This is a genomic window from Bradyrhizobium sp. 138, assembly GCF_023074075.1.
Taxonomy (GTDB): domain Bacteria; phylum Pseudomonadota; class Alphaproteobacteria; order Rhizobiales; family Xanthobacteraceae; genus Bradyrhizobium.
Genome location: NZ_JADPKT010000074.1, coordinates 31,662 through 47,506, shown reverse-complemented (window position 1 = coordinate 47,506; position 15,845 = coordinate 31,662). Strand labels below are relative to the sequence as shown.

The following is a 15,845-nucleotide window of genomic DNA, read 5'->3' as shown; positions in this document are numbered from 1 at the left end:
GCTAGTCCTCCCGCGGCGTCAGATCGCGCTTGCCGTGATAGCCGCGCTTGGGACGGCGCGGCGGGCCGTAGCCGCTCGCCTCTTCCTCGTTGCGCTCGCGCGCCTCCTCGCTCCCCGTGCGCTGCACCAGCACGCGGCGGCCCTTGCGATCGTTGATCACGGCGCGCTTGCTGACGGGCTTCGTCTCGCGCGGCGCATCGTCCTCGCGCGCGGCCGACTTCGCGGGCACGTCGAACTGCGCCCCCGACTTCTCGATCACCTTGTCGCCGAGCTGCTCGCGCAGGACCCGCGAGCGGATCTCCTCGACCTGGCCTTCGGGGACTTCGCCGAGCTGGAACGGGCCATAGGAGACGCGGATCAGCCGGTTCACCTCGAGGCCGAGATGGGCGCAGACATTGCGCACCTCGCGGTTTTTGCCTTCGCGGATCGCGAATACCAGCCAGACATTGGCGCCCTGGTCACGCTCCAGCGTCGCTTCGATCGGACCGTATTTGACGCCCTCGACCTCGATGCCATTCTTGAGCTCGTCGAGCTGAGCCTGGGTGACATCGCCATGGGCGCGAACGCGGTAGCGGCGCAGCCAGCCCGTATCGGGCAGCTCGAGCGTGCGCGCGAGCCCGCCGTCATTGGTGAGCAGCAAGAGGCCTTCGGTGTTGAAATCGAGCCGGCCGACGCTGATCAGGCGCGGCAGGCCTTCCGGCAGATTGTCGAACACGGTCGGACGCCCCTCGGGGTCGTCATGCGTGGTCATCAGCCCGCGCGACTTGTGATAGAGGAACAGCCGAGTGCGCTCGCGCTCCGGCAACGGCTTGCCGTCGACCATGACGACGTCGTTCTTCGTGATGTCCAGCGCGGGCGAATTGATGACGCGACCGTTGACGGTGACGCGGCCCTGCGTGACCATTTCCTCGGCGTCGCGGCGCGAGGCAAGCCCCGCACGCGCCAGCGCCTTGGCGATGCGCTCGCCGGCCTTCTTCGGCTTCGGCGCCTCTTCCCGGCGCGGGCGGCGATCGAAATCACGATCGCGCTCGCGATAGGCGCCGCGGCCGCCGAAGGCGGGACGCTTCTCGAAGATCCTGCTCTCATCCTCGTTGTCGCGGCGCGGACGATCACCGAAACGTCCCTCGCTGCGCGGATGCTCGTGCCAGTCGGAGCGGCCTTCCGACCGCTCGCGCGGACGATCGAATTTCGGCCGGTCACCGCCACGCCCTCCGCGGTCGCCGTCGCCATCACGACGGGGCCGATCGAATTTTGGCCGATCCTCGCGCGGCCGATCGAACTTGGGCCGCTCGCGGAACGGACGATCGCCCGACGCGCGATCGTCGCGCGAACGCGAGAAACGCGGACGATCCTCGCCTTGCCGGTCGTCGCGCTTTTGCCACGGCTTGTCCTCACCGCGATCACGGCCACCGAAATCCTTGCGCGGACCTTTGCCGAAATCCTTGCGCGGCGGCCGATCGCCGCGCGGACCCGCGTCGCGCTTCTGCCACGGCTTGGAATCGCCGCGATCGCCACGGTCGCGATCCGGTCCACCCCGCGAAAACTTCCGCTCGCCGTCGAACGCGCGCTCCGGACGATCGCCGCGCGGCGCGTAGGGGCGCTTGTCACCGAACTTCTTGTCGCCGGAGCGGCCGGCCGGACGCGCATCGTCGCGATCCCGGCTGCGCGGCGGACGGTCGTCACGGCCATAGGACGGGCGATCACCGCGCGGCTTGAATGAACGCTTCTCGCCATCGCGCGGGCCGCGATCGGAAAACGGACGGTCGCCACGCGGCTTGAAGCTGCGCTCGCCGCGATCCTCGCCGCCGCGGTCGTCGCGCTTGAAACGGGGACGGTCGCTGAAGTCGCGGCGCGGCGCATCACCCTCCTCGCGGCGGCGGAACGGACGGCTATCGCGATCGCCACGGGGCGGGCGGCTGTCGCCCTTGCCTTCAAAGCCGCGCTTGGCGAACTTCTTCTCGGGGCCGCGCGCCTTGCCGGACCGGCCCTTGGGCGGTCCCTTGGGCGGGCCTCGCCGGCCGCGGGAATCGTTGTCTTTGTCGCTGTCGCGAGGCATGAATAATCTCACTTAGGGGGTGGCCGGAAAGCATTGTGCGTGCTCGTTCCGAGCCGCATGCTCAGGCAAAATCGGTATCCACTCTTGCTGAAGGCGGAGCTAGTAGCAGGTTTCTGGCGATGATACGAGGCATGAAAGCCCCTTCTTTCATGGATTTGGCACTTGGGGCGGCCGAAAATGCCGGAAAATCGGGCGAAGTTCCGATCGGATGCGTGGTGGTCCGCGATCACGAGGTCATCGCCACCGCCGGCAACCGGACGCTGACCGACCGCGACCCGACGGCCCATGCCGAGATCATCGCGCTGCGCGAGGCGGCGAAAAAGATCGGCAGCGAGCGCCTCGTTGGTTGCGACCTCTACGTGACGCTGGAGCCCTGCACCATGTGTGCGGGCGCCATCTCGTTCGCAAGGGTGAGGCGCCTCTATTACGGCGCCGCCGATCCCAAGGGCGGCGCGGTCGAATCCGGCGTGCGGTTCTTTGCCTCGCCGACCTGCCATCACGCGCCGGATGTCTATTCCGGCGTCGGCGAGAGCGAAGCGGCGCGGCTGCTGCGGGAGTTCTTTCGCGAGCGGCGCTAATCCGCCAGGAAGAACTCGCGCAACGCGCTCGCAGTCACATCCGGATTCTCCTCGGTGAGGAAGTGGCCGGAATCCACGGGCATGCCGACCACGTTGGTCGCCCATTGCTGCCACGTATCGAGCGGCGTCGCGGCGGCTTGCGCTACGCCGGCATTGCCCCACAGCGCCAGCATCGGAATGGTGATCTTCTTGCCGGCTTCGAAATCGGCCTTGTCGAGGTCGTAGTCGAAATAGGCGCCGGCGCGGTAATCCTCGCACATCGCGTGGATGCGGGCGGGATCGCGGAACGGGGCGAGGTAATGCTCGAGCGCGCGCGCGTCGATGGCGTCGAGCGTCTTCGACTTGGTCTGGCTCGCCATCTTGAAGCGCAGGAAGAACTCGCCATTGCTCGAGATCAGCGTCTCCGGCAGCGGATAGGGCTGCGCCAGGAAGGTCCAGTGATAGATCTTCAGCGCGTAGGCGCGGTTCATCCGCTCCCAGTAATTATAGGTCGGCAAAATGTCGAGCACGGCGAGTTTTGATAGCCGCCCCGGATGGTCGAGCGCCAACCGATACGACACCCGACCGCCGCGGTCATGGCCGGCCAGCGCGAAGTGCACGTGGCCGAGGCGCTCCATCACCTCGACCATCGCCTTGGCCATCGCCCGCTTGCTGTAGGGGATGTGCAGCGCATCGCTCGCGGGCATGTCGGACCAGCCGTAGCCCGGCAGATCGGCGATGATCAGCGTGAACTGATCGGCCAGCTGCGGCGCCACCTGGTGCCACATCACATGGGTCTCGGAGAAGCCGTGCAGCAGGAGCAGCGGCGGCCCGTTGCCGCCGACGCGGACAAAGATGCGGCCGAACGAGGTGTCGATCCATTCGGCGGCAAAGCCCGGATAGAGGTCGGCGAGATCGGACATCTTGTTGCATCCTTATGTGGTCAGTCCAAAAGGCCGCCCCGACAAACAAAAAGTCGAAAACAACCCCATGCACAGTAGCGGTATTATCGGCGGGGCGGCTAACCCCAACAACCGATTGCATATTATTCTCGAGCGCCGATGTGGCGGCGCGGTGACACCAAGCCATGCGATTTCGGGCTGGCGCGCCTAGGGGCGCCGTCGGGGACCGCGGGCTCGGGCTTGCGAGCGGTTCGTCAACCCTTGGCCTTCTCCGCCTCCACCGCCTGCCAGCCGATGTCGCGGCGGCAGAAGCCCTCGGGCCAGTTGATGCGGTCGACGGCCTGGTAGGCGCGCGCCTGCGCCTCGGTCACGGTCTTGCCGAGCGCGCAGACATTGAGCACGCGGCCGCCATTGGCGAGGATCGCACCGTCCTTCTCGACCGTGCCGGCGTGGAAGATCTCGACGGTGTCGACCTCTGCGGCCTCCTCCAGCCCGCCGATGCGCGTGCCCTTCTGGTAGTCACCGGGATAGCCCTTCGCCGCCATCACCACGGTGAGTGCGGACTCCGGGTACCAGCGCAGATCGAAATTCTTCAGCTGGCCGTCGCAGGCGGCGAGGAAGGCGGGCACGATGTCCGACATCATGCGCAGCATCAAGACCTGGCACTCGGGATCGCCGAAGCGCACGTTGAACTCGAACAGCTTTGGCCCCTGCGTCGTCAGCATGATCCCGGCATAGAGCACGCCGCGGAACGGCGTGCCGCGCTGCTTCATGCCTGATACCGTCGGCAAGATGATCTTCGCCATGATCGCGTCGTGGACCTGAGGCGTCACCAGCGGCGTCGGCGAATAGGCGCCCATGCCGCCGGTGTTCGGGCCGACGTCGTGGTCGAACACGCGCTTGTGGTCCTGCGCCGAGGCCAAGGGAATGGCGGTCTCGCCGTCGCACAGCGCGAAGAAGCTGATCTCGCGGCCGGGCAAAAATTCCTCGATCACGACCTCAGCGCCGGCCTCGCCGAAGGCGCCCTCGAACATCATGGCGATGGCATCTTCGGCCTCGCGCACGGTCTTGGCGACGACGACGCCCTTGCCGGCGGCGAGCCCGTCAGCCTTCACCACGATCGGCGCGCCCTGGCTGGCGACGTAGGCGCGCGCGTCCTTGGCATTGGTGAATCGCTCATAGGCGCCGGTGGGAATGCCGAACTCGGTGCACAGCGCCTTGGTGAACCCCTTGGAGCTCTCGAGCTGGGCCGGGATTTTGCTCGGGCCGAACGCCTTGATGCCGGCCGCGGTGAGATCATCGACGATGCCGGCCGCCAGCGGCGTCTCCGGGCCGACCACCACGAGCTCGACCTTGTTTGTCTTGCAGAAGTCGATCACCGCGGCATGGTCGGCGATATCCAGCGCCACGCATTCCGCCTCCTTCGCGATGCCGGCATTGCCGGGCGCGCACCAGAATTTGGTCACCAGGGGCGAAGCTGCGATCTTCCACGCCAGGGCATGTTCGCGGCCGCCGGAACCGAGCAGGAGAATGTGCATCGAAGGCTCAGAATGAGGGGTTTTGCTGGGGGCGGAGGTCGCACGAATCGGGGTGGGGCTCAAGGGGGATGAGGCAAACTCCCCCTAAGTGACGCAACGAAACTCTCTTCCCGGCAGCGCGCTCCGCTCAGTCCGGATTTTACTTGGCTGTGCATCCGAGTGCTGATTCAATCCAGCCCTAGATTCGGAAGCGGGAAATGCGATGAAGGCCAGCGAAACACGGCAAGACCTTTTGGTGAGCATCCGCCCGCAGTACGTGGCCAAGATTCTCGACGGGCAAAAAACAGTAGAACTTCGACGGCGCTTTCCTACCGCGGTAAGCGTCGGGACCAAAGTGTACATCTATTCGACCAGCCCGGTTCGTGCAGTCGTGGGATGCGCTCAGATTAAAGAGGTTCAGCGTCTCCCGATTGCCGATATCTGGAAAGAGCACGCTGACGCCGCATGTGTCTCACGCCGAGAATTCTACAACTACTTTACCGGCACAAAGTTTGGCTTCGCCATCCTACTTGGTAGCGTCAAAGCGATGCGCACCCACCTATCCGCGAGCGAGCTTGAGGCTCAATTTGGGATTGTGCCGCCCCAGTCTTATCGATACGTTACAAAGCGATTTAATTCATTGCTAGGCGATGGACCATTTCAAACTACTCATCGACACTCACATAGTAATCGGGCTGGAAGACCCGAAGCCGGTCGAGGCGCGACTCGCTGATATTTCTCGGCTCAGCAATGAACATGGCGTTGGCCTTTTCGTTGAGGGCGCAAACTACGACGACATAGCCCGTGATCGCGATGTGGGACGCCGCAGGGTCACGCTCAGCAAGCTAGACAAGTTTCAAAGACTTGCGCGTTTGCCCAACCAAAGCGATGCAGATTTGGTCGCGCGTTTTGGCCCCATCAATAAAGACAATGACCGTTCGGATGCGCGGCTTCTTGCTGCTGTAGACGCGCGTGCAGTCGATTATCTCATTTCCGAAGATGGAAACCTGCATAAGCGAGCTTCGCGGGTTGGATTGGGCGACCGCGTTCTTACCATTGACGAAGCCCTGCAATGGTTAAAGCAAACTTTCGTTGCAAAGACCGTCGACCTTCCCCATGTCATTGAACGGAAGGCATATGAGCTAGACGAACACGATCCGATCTTTGCAAGCCTGCGAGTGGACTACCCGCTATTTGATGCATGGTTCGATCGTTGCAAGCAGGCTCACCGTGATTGTTGGGTCCTCGAAATTGATTCAGAAATAGCAGGTCTAATCATCCGAAAAAACGAAACTCATCTAGAGGCCCAAACCCAACATCGCGGGCCGAAGATACTCAAGATCTGCACCTTCAAGGTACGTGACGCTTACCTTGGTGAAAAGTTTGGCGAACTGCTATTGAAGCAAGCATTGTGGTTTGCTCAACATAATAATTACGATCTCGTTTACCTCACAGTTTATCCGAAACACACCCTTCTCATCTCGCTGCTCAAATACTACGGATTCTCCGAGACAAAAAGATCGGGAAGCGGCGAGCTCGTGATGGAGAAGCCCATGCTGCGCGGCGATCTGCCTGCGCTCAGCGGAAGTGCGCTCGATTTCGCGCGAGTCAATTATCCGCGCTTCCATGATGGAGCGGCGGTAAGGAAGTTCTATGTGCCAATTCAGCCGGATTATCACCGCAGGCTGTTTCCGGAAATTGCGTTTGGTCGAGAACTTCCGCTCTTTCCGACATCTGACTTCGGTCCCATTCTGGCGCGTGAAAAAGACCGAACACCCGGAAATACCATTCGTAAGGTTTATCTGTGCCACGCGCGCACCAGCATGATTAAGCCGGGCGACATACTGCTTTTCTACATGTCTAAAGATGAAAGGCTGGCGGCGAGCCAATCCATTACGACGCTTGCAATCGCTGAACAGGTAAGAGACATCGATGATCCGGATGAGCTTATAAAGCACACCGCCAAACGCTCGGTATATTCGCCCGAGGAGATGCGCGCGATGAAACCGACGCCCGCATCGCCCGTCAAAGTAATAGACTTCCTTTTGGTTGGTCACACGCAACCCGCTGTCATATTGGCGGACCTTCAACGCCTCGGCGTGCTCGGAAATCATCCGCATCAGTCGATTACGGTACTGTCACAGGATCAATATCGAGCTCTTCGGGGTGAGCTTGACCTCGGTTTCGCGTTTTAGGGCTCCTTTTTGTGCCGAGCTAAGCCCGTAGATGGGTTGAGCCCTTGCGAAACCCATCGCACTTGTTTCGTGATAGGATCGGGTCATGACGGCGTACCGCCGCAACTTCGTTTCCGGGTGGGTGTTTCTTCACCGTCAATCTGGCGAAGCGGAGGCTGGCGTTGCTGACAAATCATGTCGAGGCGTTGCGCGGCGCGTTTCGCGAAACGCACCAGCGCCATCCATTCACAATCGATGCCATCATGGTGCTGCCTGATCACCTTCACACGCGTGCAGGTTCAATTCGGTCAAGCACGGCCTCGTCAACCGAGTACGTGACTGGGCGCCCTCCTCGTTTAATAGTCACGTAAAGCTCGGCAATTACCCGGCTGATTAGGCCGGCGATCAGTCGAATGACGCCGCGATTACGGTGCACGGGGATAAAGAGGCGATGGGTTTCGCAAGGGCTCAACCCATCCTACGAGCTCTGCGTCAACGCGTACGCCCGCTCCTTTGTTCGGCAACGGAAGCCCAAGTTATGAGCGATCAAAACGTGACCTTTAATTTTAGGTAAGGGTAAGCCGCTAGGCCATTCCACTCCTGCGTTTTGACTGTTGAGAACTGTTGAGTGACCTGCACTGCCCCACTGAGCTGAACATTGGCGCTTGCGTACCAGTCCGCTCTTGCCTGACCAAAAAGGATAAGATCGTCGCGGCCGCCTGGCGTATCCGTGAAATGCTTGGCTTGTACAAAACCCGTTGTTGTGACGGTGAATGAAGGTACCGACGTCTGCCACAGCACGCTACCAAGGAGCTTTACACTGGTGTTGCGCTGGTTGGCCGCGTCGGAGAACGTCACGTCGCCGCTCGCAATGAACGTTCCGCCGATGCAGAACGTTTCCTTTCCTTTTGGGCCGCAAGTCGTACCACCAAGGTCTATATTGTTCCGTGCCCAGGCAACCGAGGGCGTGAACAGCTCGACCAAATAGGGCTTAAAGTTCTTCCCATAGACAGTGCTTGAACTCAGCGCATAGCTCATCACATCGGACGTGGTGGTGCCGTCGGTCTCTCCTTTATAGAGATTGAGGACCTGATTGTACTGGGCATTGTTGATGAAGATGTCGACGTCCTTGGCAACAAGTTTTGCGTATCGTTGATCACTAACTCCGGTCTGGACGATGAAATTGTCTAAGGTTCCCACCGGAACATTAACCGTCAACGTCCCCACCGATCCGAGTACCCAATCGCTGACTTTTGCCGGCGTCTTTGTCGCGTTGGTATCGAATAGAGCTTGGGTTGAGGCAGCTGCTGTAACAGTCGTTTGCCGCGGCTTAGGCACTTCCACCGTTTCGGTCACGGCCTTCTTTTTAACGACCTTCTTTGTTTCATAGGGAAGGATGCCGTAGGTCTTGTAGAGAGATTCCTTGTTGGTTTCGTTTATTCCTTGGATCAGCTTGATATCTTTGGCCGCGAGGACGCTCTCAAGCCGCTTCTGCCGCTGGTCGTCGGTTAGTTGCACCTTTTCCGTCGTCGTATAGGTTTGAAGCTTGGTCCGAGTCACAACTTCCGTCTGCGGTAAATCCGGCTTCGTGTCGCGCTGAGGCGTGAGCGTCTCGATACGCACCTGAAGATTTGGATCAACCTGACCCACTGCGGAGCCACTTGAAACCGTAGCGAGTAACACCGCAAAGAAAGAGATATTGGCAATCGACCTCATCACAATCACCCCCGAGTCCGCAATGAACTTACAAAGTGCCTTTTACTCGTTCAGCACCGCGTTGCTCTTGGGGTGCGCTTTGCTCAGCGCAACCGGCGACCACGCTTACGCGCAGACCGTCGACCCCAATCTGGGGGCCCGGATAGAACAAACCGTGCCAAGCGCCAGCGAGCGCCTGCTCAATGAGCTACGTGAAAATCCACCCCGTGCTGCGGCGCCCGCAAAAACGCCCCTGCGCCCCCGCCCGTCACGTCCTCATCACGGCAACACACACGATCGAACCCGCTAAAGCGGGCCACAGCTCAACAGCCCCAAATCATGTTGAGCCGATGGAGAACAGGTTATAAAACCGCGATGCAAGTTCAAGTAGAATCTTTACTCAATGCATTTTTCGGCTTCAGCGGACGGCTTTGGGGTAGACTATCGCATGCGAGGGCGGAGAGAAAGAATTCGTTCTTCCATGGTGGGGTTACGGTCACAGTGCACTAAATTCCAACGCATCAGTTGGCGCGTTTGGCCCATCGTTCACCCGCCCCTGGCCGCAGGGGCGCTGGTGCCAAACACCCCCTTATTCCGGGGCGCGCGTAGCGCGAACCTGGAATCCAGCGAACTGCGGCGTTGGTGGTGGAATGGATTCCGGGCTCGTCGCTTCGCGACGCCCCGGAATGACGAAGAGAGAGGGAGCACCCGATACTATACTGGGGGAGCTACCCCTGCTTGCCCGCGATGATCTCCTGCAACGTCGCCACATGCCGCGCGAACGCGCCGCGGCCGGCGGCGGTCGCGGTGACCGTGGTCTGCGGCTTCTTACCGACGAAGGCTTTCTCGACGGAGACGTAGCCGGCCTTGGCCAGCGTCTCGATATGCGCGCCGAGATTGCCGTCGGTGGCGCCGGTGAGCTTCTTCAGTCGCGCGAACTCCAAACCGGCTGACACGGGCAGCGCGTTCAGGGCCGCCATGATCTTCAGCCGCAGCGGCTGGTGGATGATGTCGTCGAGCCCGGCCATGCGCTAGATCCGCCGCATCCAAAGCCCGCCGAGGATCAGGCCACCGCCGTTCACGAAGGCCATCCACAGCGGGAAGGCCTCGCCGATGTAGAAGAAGCCGAACAGCGTCAATGCGGTGATGCCGAGGCCGATCGCAACGAAGGCGGTGCCGAACCAGAGGCCGGCGAGTGTGTAGAACAGCATGAAATAGATCGGCCAGAACGTTCCCAACTGCCGCGGGCCGAAATGACCGAGAACGTTGGTCACGAGATAACCGAACGCGAAGAACAGGACGAAGATCAGGAACAACCTGATGGCAACGCCGGTGCCAAAGGGGTGATCCGACGGATTCAGCACGCGAAGGGCAACCAGACCGCCGACGCCCAGAAGGTCCACCGCAACCCAGGCATGGACCGCGTAGACCGGCCACAGCCAGGTCACGAGATTGGCTGCGAACACCAACACGCCCCACCAGACTGCCGCGAGGCTTGCGAGCTGATAGAGTTGCGATCGCTTCACGCGCTGGACGATGTCGTCGATATCGGCCAGCGCTGCGGATGCCTCCTTGCTGTCGATCATGACGTCCCTTTCTGTCCCGGAGGCATTGCATAGGACTCGCGGTGGCGGCTGCGCGCACGCCTCGTCCTTCGAGACGACCGCTTCGCGGTCTCCTCAGGATGAGGCTGAGCAGCAAGTTTGCCTGAGGAAACAGCAGCAGCAAACTCGGTCCTCATCCTGAGGGCCCGCCGAAGGCGGGCGTCTCGAAGGATGGCCGCGGGGAAGCCGCTCCCTGCGATTGCCTTGCCGTCAACGGGGCGTATCATGACTGCCCTGCCCCGCGTGTTGCGACGTCTTCGGCGATCGCTGAGATCGCCTTCGGACTTGTGACGATGCCCATGTGGTTGATACCGTCGATGATCTTGACGTCGACCGACGGTTTGATCGCCTGCACGGCTTCCGCATATTTGTCCGAGATCATCATCTCGTCCTCGGCGCCGCCGAAGATGGTGATCGGGCGGGTGGTGGCCGGAAGATCGAGGCGATAGCCGCGGGTTGCGAAATTGCGCATCAGGCGGTCGGAATAGGTCGAGGTGAGGTATTTTGCCGAACTCGCCGGCACCGCGAGGGCGAGCACCGGAAGCTGCGAACAGCAGTCGATGCCGAGCCTGCGCAGAGCCATCAGACCGAAGAAGCGCGGAAGATCCATACTGGCCCAGCCGCCGGCATTCGGCCTGTTGGTGGGTGCATCATAGCCGAGATAGGGCGCGAGCAGCACGGTGCGCACGAACATGTCCTGCATGATCGGCGTGGCGGCGACGCGCAGCGAGAAGCCGGCGCCGGCGGAATGGCCGATCAAGGTGAGCGGCAGGTCCGGCGCACTCTTGCGGACATGGGCGACGAAGTCGATGAGATCATCCTCGAGCTGGCCGACATAGCCGATGTCGCCGCGGGTGCCGGAGCCGCCGTGGCCGCGGATGTCGAGCGCCCAGGTCTCCACCCCGCGCGCGGCGATCGCGTGGGTCAGCGCGTGGTTGACGGTCCCACTGGAGCCGGAGGAGCCGTGGATGAAGATCGCACCCCGGCCTGCCGCCGCGCCGCTGGAGCCATTTCCGTTCCGATGAGATCGGAACGAGGCACCAGATTCTTGTTTTGACGCGTTTTCTTCACGCGAACCGGTTTCCACTTCGCTCGAAAACGCTCTGGCTGCGTAATGGCGATAACCGATCCAGGTGCCGTCGCGCGCCTGGAAGCGCTCGAGCGGGGGCAGCGTCGACCAGTCGATGCCCTTGGCGGAGTCGGACACCGACTTCATTTCCGGCGGCCGCTGCAGCGGGGTTGCGATCATGGCGACCAGGGTCAGCGCCACGCCGCCGACCGCACACAGGGCCCATTTCAGGCCGTTGAAAACGCCGCGCAGCAACCGGATCGCCATGGTTCAACTCCTCAAACTCATCAATCAATAGAGAACTCTATATAGCAGAGTACTCTCCCAAGCAATCCCTGGATTGGCGCCGCGCGGCGAAAATCCTTAACGTCGGGTCTGACCCCAAAATGCCGAATCGTTTGCTGATGCCGCCTGCGGAACAACTTCACAACGCGCCCGAATTCACCGTCTCCGAACTCTCCCAGTCCCTGAAGCGGACCGTGGAGGATACCTATGGCCATGTCCGGGTCCGCGGCGAGATCTCCGGCTTCCGCGGCGCCCACTCCTCCGGCCATTGCTATTTCGCGCTCAAGGACGAGAGCGCCAAGATCGAGGCGGTGATCTGGAAGGGCGTGCACGGCCGCATGCGCTTCAAGCCGCAGGAGGGACTCGAGGTCATCGCCACCGGCAAGCTCACGACCTATCCGGGCTCCTCGAAATACCAGATCGTGATCGAGGCGCTGGAGCCGGCCGGCATCGGCGCGCTGATGGCGCTGATGGAGGAGCGCAAGAAGAAGCTCGCCGCCGAGGGCCTGTTCGACGAGGCGCGCAAGCAGCTGCTGCCGTGGCTGCCGGAGGTGATCGGCGTCGTGACCTCGCCGACCGGCGCCGTAATCCGCGACATCCTGCACCGCCTGGAGGACCGTTTTCCCCGCCGCGTGCTGGTGTGGCCGGTGAAAGTTCAGGGCGAAGGCTCGGCCGAGCAGGTCGCCGCCGCGATCCGCGGCTTCAATGCGCTGCCCGAGGGCGGCAGGATTCCGCGCCCCGACGTGCTGATCGTCGCGCGCGGCGGCGGCTCGCTGGAGGATCTCTGGTCGTTCAACGAGGAGATCGTGGTGCGGGCAGCGGCCGAGAGCATGATCCCGCTGATCTCGGCGGTGGGGCACGAGACCGACATCACGCTGATCGATTTCGTCGCCGACAAGCGCGCACCGACACCGACGGCCGCAGCCGAGATGGCGGTGCCGGTGCGCAGCGAATTGTTCGTCGAGGTCGCCGATCTCGGACGCCGCACCCGCGCCTATTGGCAACGGGCCCAGGAAAGCCGCCGCAGCGAGCTGCGCGCCGCCGCGCGCGCGCTGCCGGGCGCCGGCGATCTGCTGGCGATCCCGCGGCAGCGGCTGGATTCGGCGGGCGCCTCCCTGCCCCGCTGCCTCAAGGCCAACACGCACGCGCATTTCCGCAGGTTCACCGCGGCGAGTTCAAAACTGACGCTGCGGGTGCTGCACGGACAGATCTCGCAGGCCGACCACCGGCTCACGGTGTGCGGCGAACGGCTTGGCCTCTCCGCGCGCTCGCTGCTGCGTCGACGGCGCGACCGTTTTGCCGGGCTCGAGGTTCGCTTGCGTGCCTCGAAGCTCTCCAATGCGCAGGCGCAGCGCAACGCCATTGCCCGCCAGCGCGAGCGCACGCATCGCCTGAGTGAGCGCGCCAGCCGCGCGCTTGTCACGTTGCTGCAGCGGCTAGAGGCCCGCGTCGAGAACAGCGGCAAGCTGCTGTCGGCCTTATCCTATCGCAGCGTGCTCGCGCGCGGCTTTGCGCTGGTGCGGGACGAGGCGGGACATCCGGTGCATGCGGCAGACGCGATCGGCCCGAACGCGCGGCTCGAGATCGAGTTTGCGGATGGACGTGTTGCGGCGACCGCGGACGCGGATCGGCCGCCGCCTGCGGCAAAGCGCACGCCGGCGCCGACAAAGCCAACTGCCGCGGACGCAAAGCCCGCGCCGAAGCGCGTGGCAAAGCCGGTGGATCAGGGCAGCTTGTTCTGAGGCTACGCTCGCAATGACGGAGTTCGCTGAAACGGCGCGTAGCCCGCATGAGCAAAGCGATATGCGGGACCAGTCGCCCCGGATGTCGCTGCGCTCATCCGGGCTACGGCGCCGTCATGCCTACCGGCAGGACAACCCCGCGTCGATCGAGGTCCAGAAGCCGCAATGTTCCGCGCGCTGGGGGGCGCCGGCATGGGCCTCGTAGAGGAAGATCGCGACGGTGAAGACGACCAGTGCGGAGGAGAAGAGAGTGATGCGGTTGCGCATGAGGATTGCGTTGAATCGACATCGTGGTCGAACTAAGGCGCCGTCACGGGCTGAAACTGCGGCCGCGCGCAACCCGTAGATTCATCGTCGGCCATTTTCCGTGCAGGGCGGTGGTCGATGCGGGGCTGTCCGCCCAAATTTGTTCCTCGGGCGGCCCCGCTTTGCGTAGGGCGTGTAGCCCGCATGAGCGCAGCGACATGCGGGACCGGCCCTCCCGGATATCGCTTCGCTCATCCGGGCTACGGGACCTTCATCACCGCGCCAACCACTCCGCAACTTGCTTCTGCGACTGCGCGCGCGCCTCGGCATCCGTGCCGAGATGGCCGCGCTCGGGCGCGGCGGCATCGTTGCTGCCGGCGGCTGCGTGCAGTGGCGTGTTGGCGCGGTCGAAATCGTGATAGGCGCCGGGATAGACCACGATGCGCGCGAGCGCGCTGCGGCCATGCGCGCCCTCGACCATCTGGCGGCAGGCCGGCGGAGACGAGACGTCGTCATCGGCGCCGATCAGCACCAGGGTCGGCACCCGCGTGCTCCAGCCGAGGCCGGCGGAAATCCGGCAGTCCGGATAGAACGCAATCGCCGCGCGGAAATCGGGGCCCGGATCGCGCGCCGCGCTCTGCGGACGCACGGCCCAGAGCAGCGCGCTCGCGCCATTGGCCCAGCCCATCAGGCTGACGCGGTCGCGCGCCACCCAAGGCTGCTTCATCAGCCAGGCGCGCGATGCTGCGACGTCAGTGACGCGCTCACGCCGCGCCTTGACGTGCATGTCCTTGACGCGGCATTGCGGCCCGAGCTCGCGCGAGCCGTAGCTGTCGGGCAAGAGCACGGCATTGCCCGCCCGAAGTAGGCGCTCGGCCCAGTCGCGATAGCGCGGCAGCACGGGACCGGAATGGTCACCGAGCCCGCCGCAACCATGCAGCGCGATCACGGTCGGAAACGGCCCCGCACCTTCAGGCCTGTAGAGCTGCGCATGGAGGACGCCGGACGCCAGCGGAATCTCGACCGGCTGCGGCGCCGGCGCGGCGCGCGCGGTCGACATCAGCAACGTCAGCAGCAGGGCGGTCAGTCGAAGGCGCATCGGACTCTGCCGTAGGAGGGTGCCGGAACCAACGAACTTTCGGCTGAGCATTATCACGCGGAAACGGCGGCAAAACATCACAAACCGGTGGGTTTACCGGGCGGACAAGCCGCCCTATCTATGCTACATCCCGTCCAACACATCGTGCCCTCCAAGATTTTTCGGCGGAGCGGCCTTCCACGGAGACTTTCGACCGTGCTCAACAAGTTCGGCCCCTCGGGCCATGGCGAAGCGCAAGTGCAATATCTCGACGGCGACTTCCGCGTGATCTCGCCGGGGACCTTCGTGCGCTGCGCCATCACCGACACGCGCATTCCGCTCGACGAGCTGAAGTACTGGAGCGTGGATCTGCAGGAGGCCTACGCCACCCCGGCCGCCGTGCTGCAGCGGCATTTTCCCGGCGCGCCGAAACCGCAGCAATCGTGATGCCTCGGCTCTCGTAAATCTCGTAGGGTGGGCAAAGCGAAGCGTGCCCACGTTGATTGCCTCGATTGCGAAGAGACCGTGGGCACGGCGCTTTGCGCCTTTGCCCACCCTACGAGACCTACAAGATCGAGCTCTTGGCATGGTTCGGCTATTGCGGCTCGGTCGCATCGCTGCCCACGCAGGTCTTGATAAAACTCTTCCTGCTTTCCCCGACGATCTTCTGATCAATCGCCTGCTTCAGGCAATCGAGCCGCGCCTGCGCCAGGCAGAGCTGTAGCTGGTCGCGCTTGTCCTGCCCTTTCAGGCTTGCCGTCGTGGCAAGACACGTCACGCGTTTGGTCGCGGGAACCGGCACGGTGGCGGTCGGACTTGCCGTCGGCGCGGGCGATTGTGCCAACACCGGCGCAATCATCAGACACACAAGGCTGGCGGCGACGGCTGCGGACGGCAGTTTCATCGAATTCTCCTGATCG

The 15,845-nt window shown here is 63.0% G+C and carries 15 protein-coding genes and 1 pseudogene; 6 read left to right on the top strand and 10 right to left on the bottom strand.

What is annotated here, in order from left to right; all coding sequences use genetic code 11:
• Position 1 precedes the first annotated feature (1 nt).
• On the bottom strand, positions 2–2,056 hold the full coding sequence (locus IVA79_RS26250) for a pseudouridine synthase (RefSeq protein WP_247558398.1): 2,055 nt from the start codon (positions 2,054–2,056) through the stop codon (positions 2–4).
• A gap of 119 nt (positions 2,057–2,175) precedes the next feature.
• Here IVA79_RS26250 and IVA79_RS26245 point away from each other — a divergent pair, with 119 nt between their 5' ends.
• Positions 2,176–2,634 (top strand): nucleoside deaminase, encoded by a 459-nt coding sequence (locus tag IVA79_RS26245; protein ID WP_247558395.1) that lies wholly within the window; start codon positions 2,176–2,178, stop codon positions 2,632–2,634.
• Here IVA79_RS26245 and IVA79_RS26240 read toward each other — a convergent pair.
• A complete protein-coding gene (locus tag IVA79_RS26240) occupies positions 2,631–3,536 on the bottom strand; it encodes an alpha/beta hydrolase (protein ID WP_247558393.1) in 906 nt (301 codons plus the stop codon). The genes IVA79_RS26245 and IVA79_RS26240 overlap by 4 nt on opposite strands.
• Before the next feature lies 1 nt (position 3,537).
• Here IVA79_RS26240 and IVA79_RS26235 point away from each other — a divergent pair, with 1 nt between their 5' ends.
• Positions 3,538–3,726 (top strand): hypothetical protein, encoded by a 189-nt coding sequence (locus IVA79_RS26235; RefSeq protein WP_247558390.1) that lies wholly within the window; start codon positions 3,538–3,540, stop codon positions 3,724–3,726.
• 43 nt (positions 3,727–3,769) lie between these two features.
• Here IVA79_RS26235 and purD read toward each other — a convergent pair whose 3' ends face one another.
• Positions 3,770–5,053, bottom strand: coding sequence for a phosphoribosylamine--glycine ligase (purD, locus tag IVA79_RS26230; RefSeq protein WP_247558388.1), 1,284 nt, complete (start codon positions 5,051–5,053; stop codon positions 3,770–3,772).
• Between the two features lie 629 nt (positions 5,054–5,682).
• Here purD and IVA79_RS26225 point away from each other — a divergent pair.
• A complete protein-coding gene (locus IVA79_RS26225) occupies positions 5,683–7,227 on the top strand; it encodes a GNAT family N-acetyltransferase (RefSeq protein WP_247558386.1) in 1,545 nt (514 codons plus the stop codon).
• Between the two features lie 85 nt (positions 7,228–7,312).
• A pseudogene (locus tag IVA79_RS26220) lies at positions 7,313–7,603 on the top strand (hypothetical protein).
• A gap of 149 nt (positions 7,604–7,752) precedes the next feature.
• Here the strand turns inward: IVA79_RS26220 and IVA79_RS26215 are convergent.
• The 4 genes from IVA79_RS26215 to IVA79_RS26200 form a co-directional block, all read right to left on the bottom strand.
• A complete protein-coding gene (locus IVA79_RS26215) occupies positions 7,753–8,922 on the bottom strand; it encodes a hypothetical protein (RefSeq protein WP_247558383.1) in 1,170 nt (389 codons plus the stop codon).
• A 707-nt stretch (positions 8,923–9,629) separates the two neighbouring features.
• Positions 9,630–9,929: a transcriptional regulator gene (locus IVA79_RS26210; RefSeq protein WP_247558379.1), complete on the bottom strand. Its 300-nt coding sequence runs from the start codon at positions 9,927–9,929 to the stop codon at positions 9,630–9,632.
• A 3-nt stretch (positions 9,930–9,932) separates the two neighbouring features.
• Positions 9,933–10,487: a hypothetical protein gene (locus IVA79_RS26205; RefSeq protein ID WP_247558376.1), complete on the bottom strand. Its 555-nt coding sequence runs from the start codon at positions 10,485–10,487 to the stop codon at positions 9,933–9,935.
• A gap of 241 nt (positions 10,488–10,728) precedes the next feature.
• Complete coding sequence (locus IVA79_RS26200; protein WP_247558374.1) at positions 10,729–11,841, bottom strand: alpha/beta fold hydrolase; 1,113 nt, start codon at positions 11,839–11,841, stop codon at positions 10,729–10,731.
• A gap of 137 nt (positions 11,842–11,978) precedes the next feature.
• On the opposite strand from IVA79_RS26200, the gene xseA reads away from it, so the two are divergent.
• Complete coding sequence (xseA, locus tag IVA79_RS26195) at positions 11,979–13,601, top strand: exodeoxyribonuclease VII large subunit (protein ID WP_247558670.1); 1,623 nt, start codon at positions 11,979–11,981, stop codon at positions 13,599–13,601.
• Positions 13,602–13,721: 120 nt separating this feature from the next.
• Here xseA and IVA79_RS26190 read toward each other — a convergent pair whose 3' ends face one another.
• Positions 13,722–13,868, bottom strand: a complete 147-nt coding sequence (locus IVA79_RS26190; RefSeq protein WP_247558372.1) for a hypothetical protein — start codon at positions 13,866–13,868, stop codon at positions 13,722–13,724.
• A gap of 253 nt (positions 13,869–14,121) precedes the next feature.
• Positions 14,122–14,946, bottom strand: coding sequence for a dienelactone hydrolase family protein (locus IVA79_RS26185; RefSeq protein ID WP_247558370.1), 825 nt, complete (start codon positions 14,944–14,946; stop codon positions 14,122–14,124).
• A gap of 195 nt (positions 14,947–15,141) precedes the next feature.
• Between IVA79_RS26185 and IVA79_RS26180 the strand changes: the two genes are divergently transcribed.
• Entirely contained in the window at positions 15,142–15,372 is a 231-nt protein-coding gene (locus tag IVA79_RS26180; protein WP_246931492.1) for a DUF2093 domain-containing protein, read from the top strand.
• Between the two features lie 148 nt (positions 15,373–15,520).
• Here the strand turns inward: IVA79_RS26180 and IVA79_RS26175 are convergent, their stop codons facing one another.
• Positions 15,521–15,829: a hypothetical protein gene (locus tag IVA79_RS26175; protein ID WP_247558368.1), complete on the bottom strand. Its 309-nt coding sequence runs from the start codon at positions 15,827–15,829 to the stop codon at positions 15,521–15,523.
• Positions 15,830–15,845: the final 16 nt, after the last annotated feature.

Excerpts from the sequence above, each read along its gene's own strand:
- IVA79_RS26210 (WP_247558379.1), bottom strand. The coding sequence starts at position 9,929 with ATGGCCGGGCTCGACGACATCATCCACCAGCCGCTGCGGCTGAAGATC.
- IVA79_RS26185 (WP_247558370.1), bottom strand. The coding sequence starts at position 14,946 with ATGCGCCTTCGACTGACCGCCCTGCTGCTGACGTTGCTGATGTCGACC.
- IVA79_RS26225 (WP_247558386.1), top strand. The coding sequence starts at position 5,683 with ATGGACCATTTCAAACTACTCATCGACACTCACATAGTAATCGGGCTG.
- IVA79_RS26250 (WP_247558398.1), bottom strand. The coding sequence starts at position 2,056 with ATGCCTCGCGACAGCGACAAAGACAACGATTCCCGCGGCCGGCGAGGC.
- IVA79_RS26200 (WP_247558374.1), bottom strand. The coding sequence starts at position 11,841 with ATGGCGATCCGGTTGCTGCGCGGCGTTTTCAACGGCCTGAAATGGGCC.
- IVA79_RS26190 (WP_247558372.1), bottom strand. The coding sequence starts at position 13,868 with ATGCGCAACCGCATCACTCTCTTCTCCTCCGCACTGGTCGTCTTCACC.
- IVA79_RS26175 (WP_247558368.1), bottom strand. The coding sequence starts at position 15,829 with ATGAAACTGCCGTCCGCAGCCGTCGCCGCCAGCCTTGTGTGTCTGATG.
- IVA79_RS26205 (WP_247558376.1), bottom strand. The coding sequence starts at position 10,487 with ATGATCGACAGCAAGGAGGCATCCGCAGCGCTGGCCGATATCGACGAC.
- IVA79_RS26245 (WP_247558395.1), top strand. The coding sequence starts at position 2,176 with ATGATACGAGGCATGAAAGCCCCTTCTTTCATGGATTTGGCACTTGGG.
- xseA (WP_247558670.1), top strand. The coding sequence starts at position 11,979 with ATGCCGCCTGCGGAACAACTTCACAACGCGCCCGAATTCACCGTCTCC.
- IVA79_RS26215 (WP_247558383.1), bottom strand. The coding sequence starts at position 8,922 with ATGAGGTCGATTGCCAATATCTCTTTCTTTGCGGTGTTACTCGCTACG.
- purD (WP_247558388.1), bottom strand. The coding sequence starts at position 5,053 with ATGCACATTCTCCTGCTCGGTTCCGGCGGCCGCGAACATGCCCTGGCG.
- IVA79_RS26240 (WP_247558393.1), bottom strand. The coding sequence starts at position 3,536 with ATGTCCGATCTCGCCGACCTCTATCCGGGCTTTGCCGCCGAATGGATC.